This is a genomic window from Natronosalvus amylolyticus (assembly GCF_024298845.1).
In the GTDB taxonomy this organism is placed as follows: domain Archaea; phylum Halobacteriota; class Halobacteria; order Halobacteriales; family Natrialbaceae; genus Natronosalvus; species Natronosalvus amylolyticus.
In genome coordinates this window covers 2,217,060-2,230,169 of the sequence record NZ_CP101156.1, presented here as the reverse complement: position 1 = coordinate 2,230,169, position 13,110 = coordinate 2,217,060, and the positions used below count along the sequence as shown (strand labels likewise).

Annotated in this window: 11 protein-coding genes; 4 read left to right on the top strand and 7 right to left on the bottom strand. The window is 61.0% G+C overall.

What is annotated here, in order from left to right; genetic code table 11:
* Window positions 1–140 precede the first annotated feature (140 nt).
* From NLK60_RS10580 to NLK60_RS10555, 6 genes are all read right to left on the bottom strand, one after another.
* Complete coding sequence (locus tag NLK60_RS10580; RefSeq protein ID WP_254807760.1) at window positions 141–731, bottom strand: diacylglycerol/polyprenol kinase family protein; 591 nt, start codon at window positions 729–731, stop codon at window positions 141–143.
* 74 nt (window positions 732–805) lie between these two features.
* On the bottom strand, window positions 806–1,822 hold the full coding sequence (locus NLK60_RS10575) for a DUF7972 family membrane protein (RefSeq protein WP_254807759.1): 1,017 nt from the start codon (window positions 1,820–1,822) through the stop codon (window positions 806–808).
* 81 nt (window positions 1,823–1,903) lie between these two features.
* The gene (locus NLK60_RS10570; RefSeq protein WP_254807758.1) at window positions 1,904–2,575 is read right to left on the bottom strand and encodes a GNAT family N-acetyltransferase; all 672 of its coding nucleotides are present in this window, start codon (window positions 2,573–2,575) and stop codon (window positions 1,904–1,906) included.
* A gap of 229 nt (window positions 2,576–2,804) precedes the next feature.
* The gene (gene glyS, locus NLK60_RS10565) at window positions 2,805–4,556 is read right to left on the bottom strand and encodes a glycine--tRNA ligase (RefSeq protein ID WP_254807757.1); all 1,752 of its coding nucleotides are present in this window, start codon (window positions 4,554–4,556) and stop codon (window positions 2,805–2,807) included.
* A 357-nt stretch (window positions 4,557–4,913) separates the two neighbouring features.
* Complete coding sequence (locus tag NLK60_RS10560; protein ID WP_254807756.1) at window positions 4,914–5,333, bottom strand: CBS domain-containing protein; 420 nt, start codon at window positions 5,331–5,333, stop codon at window positions 4,914–4,916.
* A 141-nt stretch (window positions 5,334–5,474) separates the two neighbouring features.
* Window positions 5,475–5,681 carry a hypothetical protein gene (locus tag NLK60_RS10555; protein ID WP_254807755.1) on the bottom strand — a complete coding sequence of 69 codons (207 nt, stop codon included), beginning with the start codon at window positions 5,679–5,681 and terminating at the stop codon, window positions 5,475–5,477.
* A gap of 136 nt (window positions 5,682–5,817) precedes the next feature.
* On the opposite strand from NLK60_RS10555, the gene NLK60_RS10550 reads away from it, so the two are divergent.
* The gene (locus NLK60_RS10550; RefSeq protein ID WP_254807754.1) at window positions 5,818–6,102 is read left to right on the top strand and encodes a DUF7967 family protein; all 285 of its coding nucleotides are present in this window, start codon (window positions 5,818–5,820) and stop codon (window positions 6,100–6,102) included.
* A 57-nt stretch (window positions 6,103–6,159) separates the two neighbouring features.
* On the opposite strand, the gene NLK60_RS10545 is transcribed toward NLK60_RS10550, so the two are convergent.
* Window positions 6,160–7,011 carry a CBS domain-containing protein gene (locus tag NLK60_RS10545; protein WP_254807753.1) on the bottom strand — a complete coding sequence of 284 codons (852 nt, stop codon included), beginning with the start codon at window positions 7,009–7,011 and terminating at the stop codon, window positions 6,160–6,162.
* 185 nt (window positions 7,012–7,196) lie between these two features.
* Here NLK60_RS10545 and NLK60_RS10540 point away from each other — a divergent pair, with 185 nt between their 5' ends.
* The 3 genes from NLK60_RS10540 (at window position 7,197) to NLK60_RS10530 (ending at window position 12,972) form a co-directional block, all read left to right on the top strand.
* Window positions 7,197–7,364, top strand: coding sequence for a DUF7556 family protein (locus NLK60_RS10540; RefSeq protein ID WP_254807752.1), 168 nt, complete (start codon window positions 7,197–7,199; stop codon window positions 7,362–7,364).
* Window positions 7,365–7,454: 90 nt separating this feature from the next.
* Window positions 7,455–7,874: a PPC domain-containing DNA-binding protein gene (locus tag NLK60_RS10535; protein WP_254807751.1), complete on the top strand. Its 420-nt coding sequence runs from the start codon at window positions 7,455–7,457 to the stop codon at window positions 7,872–7,874.
* 1 nt (window position 7,875) lies between these two features.
* A complete protein-coding gene (locus NLK60_RS10530) occupies window positions 7,876–12,972 on the top strand; it encodes a DNA polymerase II large subunit (RefSeq protein WP_254807750.1) in 5,097 nt (1,698 codons plus the stop codon).
* Window positions 12,973–13,110: the final 138 nt, after the last annotated feature.

Genomic DNA, 13,110 nt, shown 5'->3' with positions numbered 1-13,110 from the left:
GTCGGTTCTTTTGTCCACTCGAGCACCGGTTTTTCCGATCGACTCATCGATTTCCTTTCACTGGATTTCATCAGCGGTCGAGGCGGATACCCCGAAAGGACCTCGCCGTCGAGAATCAGGACCACAGGTGTCTCTTCTCCTCACAGCGGGACAAACTCGAGTGCCAGATACCCGAGTACACCGGCGTAAAGGGGAATCGTCAGGTTGTCATCGACGATGAAATCGCCGATCTGTACTTTAATGCCGTCGGCGATGGTCGCGCCGATCGCTGCGGCGACCGCGACGTGCGGGCGCTCGAGGAAGAAGGGCAGCGCTAACAGCGTACTGGTGACGAACATCGTCGCGAGCGTCTTCGGGTGTTTCACTCGCCTGAGGGTGTTATCGGAGACGAGGCCACTGAGGGGATCGCCAATGGCGAGCATCAACATCCCGGCGAGTGCCAGCGGTTCTGGAAAGACGAGAACTGCGACGGTCATACTCACCATGTAATAGCCGTAGCCGGCGAACTGGTTCTGCTCGTACTCGCGGGTTAGCTTCTCGTAAATCCACCACTCGAGACCGACTTTGAGTCGCAGGACCTCGAGACCGATTGCACCCGCTGCGAGCACGACCATGAGGGCCTGAAATCGGGGCCACGTCAGCCCCAGATCGAAATAACTGGCCAGCAGGTAGAGCGCGACCAGTCCGGCCCCGCTCGAGTGGACGACCCGTCGCTTGAGTTCGTCAGCCATTTCCTATGCCCTTCGAGGGCAGGATATTCAGTTCGTCGGTTAGGTTTCGAGATTGCCGTGTGGCCCGTCGAGCGCTATCGCTGCGAGTCTCGCAAAATCAATGGCCCGATCGCCAGCGTCCGTTTTGCGAGCGTCGTAATGCGAACGACGTAGGCCATCAACAGGAAAAACGGCAACAGTGTCACGGTAAAAGCGATCCCAACCGTCCACAACAGGTTCTCGACGCCGAGTGTCGTTCCCGGAACCGTCTCCGGGGTGACGAACGCGAGCATCATCCCGCTCACCAGCAGTGCAGGGACGCTCACGTACAGAATCAACCGCGAAAGGTCGATCAGTGCCCACTGAAAATACAGCGTCTTGACGTGCTCGCGTGCGGGGCCATACAACACGAGCACGCGGTGGAGCGCCTCGAGCGCGTCTCGTTGTTCTCGTTCGAGGACCGCGTCGTAGCTCGCCCGGAGTCGCTCGAGCTGAAAGATTTTCCAGCCGTAGTTGAAGTCCATCGAGGCGTAGACGACGTCGAAGCTCCCAAAACGCGCGCCATCGAGTTTTTGGGATACGGTGTCGGCGTTGCCGGTGAGGCTGTCCACGAATTCGCCGACTTCGTCTCGGAGCCCGGCGTCATCGACGCCCGCTACCGAATCTGCGAGATCGGTTGCTCGCTCGCTTGCCGTCTCGACCAGCCGTCCCAGAAAGGCGGAGGGGTCTGCGGGAGCTGGTTCGCCGATCAGGTCGGTGACGCTATCGCGTACGTCCATCGTCTCGCGCATCCGATCGTGTTGGTCGCCGAGGGGTCCGTTTTCCTGGGAGAGAATCATCTGCCCGATGGTCACGACCAGCGTGACGGCGGTGATGATCGCCGTGAGCATCGCCGAGAACATGACTTCGATCACCGCTCGCTCGAGTAACACCGACGAGAGTCGCGGTTCGAGGAGTGCTCCGAGCATGAATAGGACGAATACGGTCACCGAGAGGACGACCGTGACGAACAATCGATTCGCGCCGACGAGCAACCAGAGTTTGAGCCGGCTTTCGCCCGCCCGTTCGCGCATGGTGTCGGCGGTACTCACCTCGTCGGCGGAATCACTCATAGGGGGGCGGTCCACGAACCCGGGCAAAAGCGTTGTCCTGCGTGACTCGAGCAGGCGTGGCTTACGCCCCGAACGTCTGCGTTAGCCAGAGCGCTCGAGCACGTTTGCGGGGCCGTCCCACTCGCGGCGGAGCAACCCGTAGCGCTCGACGTCGACGTACGCGCCGTCGGCGAACTGGGCCTCCCGTGCGGTGCCTTCGTGGACGAACCCCAGTCGTTCACAGAGTCGCTGGGACGCCTCGTTCGGGCACATTGCGGTCGCCGAGACGCGATGGAGTCGTCGCTCTCGAAAGGCGTGTTCGAGGAGGTGTGCGCTCGCCTCGAGGGCGTAGCCGTTGCCCCAGGCTTTCGGGTGGAACCAGACGCCGAAGTTGGCGTAGCCGTCGCGCTGGATGAGTGGGGCGAGCGAGACGGCGCCGACGGGTTCGTCTGCGAACTCGCCTGTCGTGGGTACGGCGAGGAGCGTCGTGCCGTCGCCGTCGTTTTCGCGCGCCCGGAGTTCGTCTCGGTAGCGTTGCTCGTCGTATGGTCCCTCGAACGCGCTGATGTACTTGCGCACCTCGGGATGGTTCACGCCCTCCTGGAGAAAGGGAATGTCCGATTCTTCGGGCGGTCGCAACTCGAGTCGGTCGGTCGTGATGAACGTCGGTCCTGGCATCTCTCGTAGGATTTCAGTGGTGTGGTCGGCGTCGATACGGGAACGAAAGATAGTCTGGCCGCTCGAGGCGGCTGTCGAAACACGCGAGACAGGCACGAACGGCCTCAGGAAAGAACGGTCATCGGTCAGCTCTGTCGTATCGCTCGAGTTGGAGCCAAGTAACAATTGGGGTGGTGTGTGGGTGTGTGATACGATTGGGGTGGTGTGTGGGTGTGTGATACGGGGGGATGGTGTGTGATACGGGTGGGTCAACTACAGGTCACACACACCCCTATCGATTTGTTCCACCCTGAGTAAAACGAGCAACTGCACGCCCCTCGAGGGCTCAGCCCTCGAGTGCCTCGAACGCAACGTCGCCGGCTCGCAGGGCTGCCAGCGTTTCGGCCAGATCGTCTATCGGCAGGCGTTTCTGGGCCGTCGAATCCCGCTCGCGGACGGTGACGGTGCCGTCCTCGAGGCTCTCGTAGTCGACGGTGACACAGAATGGGGTGCCGACCTCGTCCTGGCGGCGGTAGCGTCGACCGATGTTGCCCGAGTCGTCGTAGGTGACCGAGAGGCCTGCCGCTCGCACCTCGGTCGCGATCTCTCGAGCGGTCGCCTCGAGGTCGTCGTCACTCTGGAGCGGGAAGACGCCGACGAACGTCGGGGCGACTTCTGGCTCGAGTTCGAGGTAGGTTCGTTCCTCGCCGGCGACTTCGTCTTCGGCGTAGGCGTGGTGCAAGACGGTGTAAAGCAGTCGGTCGACACCGAAGGAAGGTTCGATGACGTGAGGGATGATATGCTCGCCCGCGATGGTCTCCTCGTCGACCGAAAAGCCGGTTTTCTCGACCGGAATCTCGTGGGACTCGCCTGCGAGTTCGATTTCGACGTGTTCGCCTTCGAACGCCTCGCGGTCGCTCACAGCACGATCCTCGAGTGCGTCGACGACGGCACCGGCGTCGCCACCGAACTCGGGACCGAGATAGCTCATGTCGGGGTCGACGGTCGCTCGTTCGACCGTCTGTGGGTCGTCGTACTGGCGGAAGACGGTGAACCGGTCGCCAGAGCCCTCGGCGTGTTTCGAGAGGTCGTAGTCGCCACGGTGGGCGAAGCCAGCGATTTCGATCCAGTTGCCGTCGATTTCACTCTCGGCGTCCCAGCAGTCGCTCGCGTAGTGAGCGCGCTCACCGGCCAGGTGCTGTCGGAACCGGAATCGGTCCATGTCGACGCCGACAGAGGCGTACCACTCCTGGGACACACCGAGGAAGTAGCCAACCCACGGGTCGGCGATGGTGCCGTCTGCGACGGCCTCGCCGATGGTGGTTTCGCGAATCGAGCCATCGTCGGCTTGCTGTTCGCTGGCTGCGTACAGGCGGACGGACACGTCCTCGACGCTCGAGAGGTCGGGGCCGTCGTCTTCGGGGTCGACGAAGTACTCGAGTTCGGCCTGCGTGAACTCGCGGGTTCGGATGATCGACCGACGCGGGCTGATCTCGTTGCGATAGGCGCGACCGATCTGGGTGACGCCGAAGGGAAGCGTGTTGCGGGCGTACTCTTTGAGTCGGGGGAACTCGACGAAGATACCCTGTGCGGTCTCCGGGCGGAGATAGCCGGGTTGGGCGTCACCGGGGCCGATGTTCGTCGCGAACATCAGGTTGAACTCGTCGATGGCCTGGCCGGCCAGGCCGCCACCACAGGACGGACAGACGAGTTCGTACTCGGCGACGATCTCTTCGACTTCCTGAATCGGGAGACTCTCTGCGTCCTCGTACTCGGTGTTGTCCTCGACGATGTGATCGGCCCGGTGGCTCTCGCCACACTCGGGGCACTCGATGAGCATGTCGTCGAAGGTGTCGAGGTGGCCCGATGATTCGAACACGGGTTCGGGCATGATCGTCGGCGCGTCGATCTCCATATTGCCCTCGCCGACGGCGAAGCGTTCGCGCCAGGCGTCCTCGAGGTTGCCTTTCAAAGCGGCACCCTGGGGACCGAACGTGTAGAAGCCGCCGACGCCGCCGTAGGCGCTCGAAGACTGGAAGAAATACCCGCGCCGTTTGGCGAGTTCGGTTAGCTTCTGGCTGATGGCCTGTTCACTCATCGGTCGATCAACTCCGTTCGGGACTCGGCTCGGTCGACCGTCGACACTCGAGGGACTCGAGTGGACGGCGACGAGCGCAGCGATTCGGTCATACTCACCCGTATCGAGCCCCGCCTGACAAAAGTCACTTTCGAGGCTTCGTCACGGGTTCGCAGTGAGGGGGAGGATTCATATCGTGCTGGTTGACAGGGGCCGATCGCCGCTCTCGAATGTGGCTTTCTCACGCAAATTTGGTCCCTTCGAGAGCGGTCGTATTCGGACTATCTCCTCGAGTCGGGGACGATGGACACGGTTCGCCACACGTTGTCACTCGAGCAATCCTCGAGTCAACTGGAAAAGGAGCGACGACGGCCGCGATCAGGTCGCCCGGGTCTGCTGGGCGACCACGTCAGAAGCGTTGCTCAACTCTGCGGCCATCACCATCAGCATGTCGTCGAGGGTGATGATGCCGGCCAACGCCCCGTCGTGATCGACGATCGGAAGTCGACGAATCCCCTCGCTGCTCATCATCTCGAGCGCTTCGAAGTGCGTCGTATCGTCCTCGAGTGTGTGTAACTGCTCGGTCATCAGGTCGCTCGCGTGCATGTCGTCGACGGCCCCGCCATCTTTGAGCCCCATCGCGATCATTCGGTCGGTCACGATACCGACTGGCTCGGTTCCGTCGGTGATAACGACGCTGCCCACGTCATTTTGGTCCATCTGCTCGAGCAAGTCGTGGATAGTTGTGTCGGGTTTTGCGGTGACGACGTCGGTCGTGGCCATTGCTGTGAGTGTCATAGTTGATCCGAGAATCCGTACCACCAACACCGACTTAGTGGCGGTGGTTGCTCATGCCGGGTCAGTGATACTGCTTGTCAATGCCGGTGCAGTGGTGGTGACTGACCATGCAGGTTCAGTGTGAGTGGTTGCTCTGCCAGATTAGTGACGACCGACTTGCGCTCCCTCGAGGGCCGCCGATCGGGTCGCATACCCAAAGCCCAGGGCGTCACACTCCAGACACTCCCAGGTGTGTTCTCCACCGATGCCGCGAATCGAGATGTGTCCGTCACACTCGGGGCATCGTTTCCGCCGCCGTCTGGTGTGTGCGTGCTCGAGTACGGTGCCAACAGTGAGGTCGTCAGTCATTTCCGTGAGACAAGGATGGGTCACTTATAGGCCTTTTTCTCGAGGGAACTGTTTCCCAGCGAGAGTCTCAGCCGACACATTGCAAAACCGTCTGTCCCCCCCCACTCCCTTGGTTCTGGCACCAGAAGGAGTTGGTATGGCGTCCGATTCTCCCGAAACCGTTCACGTCTGGCTGGCCGAACGGACATACTCCGACGACGAACAAAACGTCATTATCCTCACGTATGCCACCCTCGATGGCGAGCGCTACTACCGAAAAGAGCGGGCACTCACCTCGTTCACCGACGTCCGTGATACAACCGCTGCACTCGAGGTCTCGCCTGCGGATCTGGGTCGTGTCGACGACGCCGACCTCGAGGCACAGTACGCGCGGGAAGCACGACGGGTGGCCGACGCGCACGACCCCGACGACATCATCTAGAACAGTGGCTGGCTCTGTCAAAACCGCCTGTTGAGAGTCACAAACTCGGTCGGTCAGTTACTCGTACAGGGCGCGAAGCAAGTCGATGTCCCGAACGATTCCAGTGAGGTCGTTGCCGGTCATCATCGGAATCTGTTCGATGTCGTTGGTGACGAGCAACTGGGCAGCCTTTTCGACCGGCTTTCGAGCCGAGACGGTCACCACGTCGTCGGTCATAAATTCGCTGACGGGGCCAACGGGGAGTTCGATGTCTCGAGTGGGCAGTGCACGGCTGCCCACGGCTTTGATGCCTTCCCAGGAGTAATCGGCGTCCTGGTCCGGGAAGTTGTTGCCCGTCTCCTCTTCACCTTCGACGATTCGGGCGACGTCGATGATATCGACCTCGGTGAGCATCCCGCTCATCCGGCCGTCGTCGCCGAGGACGACCGCGTAGGGGACGTTGGCGTAGTTGAGTTCGCGTTCGGCGACCGGGAGGGGCACGCCTTCGTAGGTCGTGTTTACGTTTCGCGTCGCGTACGCGCCAACCTCGGCGTCGGTCGCCTCGTCGCCGGTGGCGATGGCGTTGACGACGTCGGTGACCGTCACGATGCCTTCGAACTCGCCGTCGACGACGGGAATCCGTCGGGCGTCCTCTTCGACCATCACCTTCGCAACGTCCTGAAGACTGGTTTCAGCCGTCGTCGTCGGTACGTCGGCCATCAGCATGACCAACTGGTCTTCGTCCGGCTGTTCGATCAACGACTCTCGAGTGACCAGCCCCCGGTATTCGGCTTTGCCGTCCTCGTGTTGGACGACTGGCACCGAGGAAAACGATTTTTCCTGGAGGTACTCGAGCACGTCAGTCCGCGTTCCCGGCAACGACACGCTCACCACGTCGTCGCGCGGGGTCATCGCATCGGCTACGTTCATGTCACGTCGATACGGCGAAAATCGGTATAAAGGCAGTGCTTCTCCTGTGGGCGGCCCTCGAGTACTCGCTTGCCACACTCAGTTGCCACCTCCCGTTTTTTGGCCAACTCGACCCGGTCGCCCGCGTGCTTTTCCGGTCGAATCGGTTCGACGGGTTTATACGTCTCTGCGCGTGACTCATTGGCATGGTGACGGATCACACCCGCCAATCGACTGTCTCTCCGGAGACGGTCCTCAGTTCGATCGACTCGGATGGTCGCCGTGACGAGTACGTCATCGCGGACATCTCCGCGGACGGTGCCTGGCTCTCGATGGGAGCCGACGACGCACCGACACTTACCGCCTGGCGATAATCGCTGATCCGTTTTCTCCGTTTTCAGGGGCCTCGAGCAACCGCAATCGGAGCGACACGATTTTGCCCCTGGCGCGTTCAGTACTCCGATATGAACTATCGTGCCGTCGAATCGACGGGGGAGTACGTCGCTCGGCTCGAGACGGGAGCCGACTGGCGCGAGGAACTCGAGGCGCTCGCGACCGCTGTCGAGGCCGACGCGGCCTGGTTTAGCGCCCTCGGTGCCGTTCAGGACGCCGAAGTCTGGTTTTACGACCAGGAGACCCTCGAGTACGAACCGGTCACGTTCGACGAACCGCTCGAGGTGGCGAGCTGTGTGGGCAACGTTTCGCTGCTGGACGGTGAGCGCTTTGCTCACACCCACGCCGTCCTCTCGCGACGGGACGGGACGTCCCTCGCGGGCCATCTGAACGCCGCGACGGTCTTCGCGGGCGAGGTTTACATGCGAACGTTCGAGGAATCGCTCGAGCGGGCACACGACGAGACGACCGACCTCGACCTCTGGCTCTAAGATGCGTCGGGTAGACGAACAATACTTCGAACGACTCGAAACCGGCCTCGAGGACGCACTCGAGGTCGCCGAAACGGCCAAATCTCGCGGCAGCGACCCGAAACCGGAAGTCGAGATTCCAGTCGCCAAGGACATGGCCGACCGTGTCGAGAACATTCTGGGTATCGAAGGGGTCGCCGAACGGGTCCGTGAACTCGAACAGGAGATGTCTCGAGAAGAAGCCGCTCTCGCGCTCGCAGAGGACTTCGCGGAGGGGCGCGTCGGGGATTACGAGACGAAAGCTGGCAAGGTCGAAGGGGCCGTCCGGACGGCCGTCGCGCTGCTGACTGAGGGGGTCGTCGCGGCTCCCATCGAGGGCATCGACAAGGTTGAAATCCTCTCGAACGACGACGGCACCGAGTTCGTCAACGTCTACTACGCCGGACCGATTCGCTCGGCGGGTGGGACGGCACAGGCACTTTCGGTACTGGTCGCCGACTACACCCGTGCGCTCGTGGGCCTCGAGACCTACGACGCCCGGAGCGAGGAGATCGAACGTTACGCCGAAGAGATCGCCCTCTACGACAAAGAGACCGGGTTACAGTACTCCCCGAAGGACAAGGAGACCAAATTCATCGCCAAACATCTCCCCATCATGCTCGACGGGGAAGCAACCGGCGATGAGGAAGTATCGGGCTTTCGTGACCTCGAGCGCGTCGACACCAACTCCGCCCGTGGCGGGATGTGTCTGGTGATGGCTGAGGGGATCGCGCTCAAAGCGCCCAAGATTCAGCGATACACCTCACAGCTCGACGAAATCGACTGGCCCTGGCTGCAGGACCTCATCGACGGGACGTACTACGACGCCGCCGACAGCGATGGCTCGGAATCGAGCGACGACCCCGGAGGTGACGACGCAGCCGAAGACGCTGAAACCGAAGACGACCACGAAGGAAGTGACGACGATGATTCGAGCGATATCGATTCCGACTCGAGCGACCCCGACCACGAGATGGGCGATGAAGTATCGGGGCCACCCCGGGTCGAACCGGCGACGAAGTTCCTCCGGGACCTGATCGCTGGTCGTCCGGTGTTCTCACATCCCTCCGCCAAAGGCGGTCTTCGACTCCGATACGGCCGCGCCCGTAATCACGGATTCGCGACGGGTGGCATCCACCCCGCGACGATGCACATCGTCGACGACTTCCTCGCGACGGGCACCCAGATCAAAACCGAACGTCCTGGCAAGGCCCACGGAATAATCCCCGTCGACAGCATCGAAGGCCCCACCGTTCGGCTTGCCAACGGCGACGTTCGCCGTATCGACGACGTCGAAGAGGCCCTCGAGGTCCGAAACGGGGTCGAAAAGATCCTCGACGCCGGCGAGTATCTCGTTAACTACGGCGAGTTCGTCGAGAACAATCACCCACTCGCCCCGGCGTCGTACGTCTTCGAGTGGTGGATTCAGGACCTCGATGACGCCGGTGCGGACGTCCAGGCCCTCGAGGACGACCCACGAATTGACCTCGAAGACCCGAGCGCTGAGGAGGCCCTCGAGTGGGCAACGGACTACGACGCGCCGTTACACCCGAAATACACCTACCAGTGGCACGACCTCTCCGTCGAGGCGTTTTCGACTCTCGCAACCGCGGTCACCGAGGGCACCGTCGAAGACGACGGCGACACGCTCGTCCTCGAGCACACCCCTGCCACCCGACGGGCGCTCGAGGCGATCGTCATCCAACACCGACAGCGCGAGGACCGACTCGAGGTCGACGACTGGCTCCCCTTCGCTCGCACGTTAGGGGTGACGAGCGACCTCGAGCGACTCTGGGCGACCGACGACCTCAGTCAGCGAGCGCGGACCTGGGGCGTCGAGGAAGCTGGCGACAACGCTGTCGAGGCCGCAAACGAAGTTGCTCCGTTCTCGATTCGCGAACGCGCCCCAACCAGAGTCGGCTGTCGAATGGGTCGTCCCGAAAAGTCCGAACGCCGGGACCTGAGCCCACCCGTCCACACGCTATTTCCCATCAGTGAAGCCGGCGGTGCCCAACGCAACGTCGCCGACGCGGGCAAATACGCCGAGACGATGTCGGATACGCCCGGTGTTGTCGAGGTCCAGGTCGGTCGCCAACGCTGTGAATCCTGTGGCGAGGAAACCTACAAGAACCGCTGTCCGGAGTGCAACGAACGGACCGTACCGGACTATCGGTGTCCCGACTGTGAGACCCAGATCGAACCGGACGAAGCCGGTCGCGTCGAGTGTGGCCACTGTGAGGTCGAAGCAACCTGCGTCGAGTACACCGAAATCGACATCAACGAGGCCTATCGCGACGCCCTCGAGGCCGTTGGCGAGCGGGAGAACGCCTTCGAAATCCTCAAAGGCGTCAAGGGGCTGACTTCGACGAACAAGATTCCTGAACCGATGGAGAAAGGGGTCCTCCGGGCGAAACACGACGTCTCGAGTTTCAAAGACGGAACCGTTCGCTACGACATGACGGACCTTCCGGTGACGTCAGTTCGGGCCAGCGAACTCGACGTCACGGTCGGCCAACTCGAAGCGCTCGGCTACGAGGAAGATATCCACGGCGAACCGCTCACCCACGAGGACCAGCTGGTCGAACTCAAAGTCCAGGACATCGTTCTCTCCGATGGTGCAGCCCAGCACATGATGCAAACCGCCGCGTTCATCGACGACCTGCTCGAGCAGTACTACGGTCTCGAGCGATACTACGAACTCGAGGATAGACAGGACCTCGTCGGCGAACTGGTGTTCGGGATGGCACCGCACACCTCGGCAGCAACTGTCGGAAGAGTGATTGGTTTCACGAGCGCTGCGGTTGGATATGCGCATCCGTTCTTTCACGCCGCGAAACGAAGGAATTGCTTTCATCCGGAGACTAAAATCTGGCTTCACGACGAGAACGAGGGGTGGTGCCATGAGTCGCTCGAAACGATCGTCGAAGAGCAGCTGACGGATCCTGAAACGGACGATGTCGGGACGCTCGTTCAATCCGTCGAGGGACTCTCAGTTCCTTCTGTGACCGTCGACGGAACGACCAGCGACTGTCGTGTTGAAGCAGTTTCGAAACATTCGGCGCCCGATCACCTTGTCCGGGTGGAAACGCGAAGCGGTCGAACGCTGACGGTGACTCCTGGACATACCTTCCGTCGGTGGACACCGTCCGGTATGGAAGCGATCGAAGCTAGCTCACTCTCTGCGGGTGACGAACTCCCTGCGCCGAAATCTATCGATTTCGAGGGAACTACGAGATCGATCGATCTGCTGGAAGCGATTCTCGATGCGGACGGACTTCCGAACGAGTCTCTCGTTATCCGTAATCTCGGCTCCAATCGGATCAAAGAGTTACTCGACGACGCGACATCGGCGGACGCGTATCTCAAACCCGTCGCGGAACGACTGGACTGCTCTCAATCGACTGTCTACAATTGGGTAACTCGGGACAGTGTCCCAGTCGATTCACTTTTATCGCTGTTCGACAGATCGGAGCTACTCAAGCGCATCCCGGACGCCGTGAAAATCGGTGTGAAACGGGACACAGCGACTGTATCACGCCACTTTGAAATTGATGAGGCTGTCGGCACTCTTCTCGGCTACTACGCAGCAGAAGGGTTCACCCGACGAGAAGAGGGGTCATTCTATCAAACGACGATCTGTATCCCCGACCAGGTGGCCCGAAGCGAAATTATCGATGTGTTCGATGATGCGTTGTCGGTCGATGCGTTCGAAGAGAATGAATGGAAGGTCACGGTATCGAGTCGGCTCGTTTCGACGCTCTTCACCGACGTACTGAGGGTGGGTTCCTCAGCAGAAGAGAAACGGATTCCTCGCTGCATCATGGAGAGTCCGAGCCCAGTACTTCGCGCGTTCCTCGCCGCGTATTTCAGTGGTGATGGGAGCGCGTCGAGTGATCGTATCGAGATTCGTGCGCACACGGTAAGCGACGAACTCGCGTCAGATCTCGTGGCGGCCCTCAAACGATTCGGTATCGCAGCGAAACGGTACAGCGAAACACGTCGGCCTTCGAGTGGAGCGGTCGCCGATTTCTATCGCGAGAAAGGCGAGATGCCGGAATTCGACTCGGAAATCCTCAAGATCACCTCCGAGAACGCGGCTCGATTCGCTAAAAAAATCGGGTTCCACTTGAACCGAAAACAAAATTCGATTGACGCCGCGCTCGAGGCCATCGACTTGCGTACCCAGCGATTGTTCGCAGACGGCGGTGAGATCTGGCTCGACGAGGTAGTCGACGTTGAATTCGTAGAGAGCGACATCGACCACACGTACTGTCTTACCGTTGATGAGACGAATACGCTCGTCGCAAACGACCTGTTCGTGGGTCAATGCGACGGTGACGAAGACTGTGTGATGCTTCTCATGGACGGGTTATTGAACTTTAGTATAACATTCTTGCCAGACCAGCGAGGCGGTCGTATGGACGCCCCTCTCGTGATGTCCTCGAGGATCGACCCCTCCGAAATCGACGACGAGGCACACAATATGGACGTTTCGTCGCGATACCCGCGCGAGTTTTTCGAGGCGACCCTCGAGCAAGCCGACCCGGGTGCGGTCGAGGATATCGTCGAAATCGCCGAAGACACCCTCGGCACTGACGAGGAGTACACCGGCTTCGAACACACCCACGACACCACGGACATCGCGATGGGCCCGGATCTCTCGGCGTACAAGACGCTTGGCTCGATGATGGACAAGATGGACGCCCAGCTCGAGCTCGCGCGCAAACTCGAGGCCGTCGACGAGACTGACGTCGCCGAACGGGTGATCGAGTACCACTTCTTGCCCGACCTTATCGGCAACCTGCGGGCGTTTTCGCGCCAGGAGACCCGGTGTCTCGACTGTGGGGAGAAGTTCCGGCGGATGCCACTAACTGAATCTTGTCGGGAGTGTGGCGGCCGGGTCAACCTGACGGTCCACCAGGGGTCGGTGAACAAGTACATGCAGACGGCGATCAACGTCGCCGAAGAGTACGGTTGTCGGGACTACACGAAACAGCGACTCGAGGTGCTCGAGAAGTCCCTCGAGAGCATTTTCGAGAACGACAAGAACAAACAGAGCGGGATCGCGGATTTCATGTAGGACCTTTTGCTGCGTTCGCGGCTGACGCCGCTCACTGGCAAAATCTCCACCAAAAGCCGTCCTCACCACCGTCGGTGGTTCGTCGGCCCGCTCGCGTCGCCGACGCTCGCGGTCGGATCGGTCCGCAACTTCGGGTTC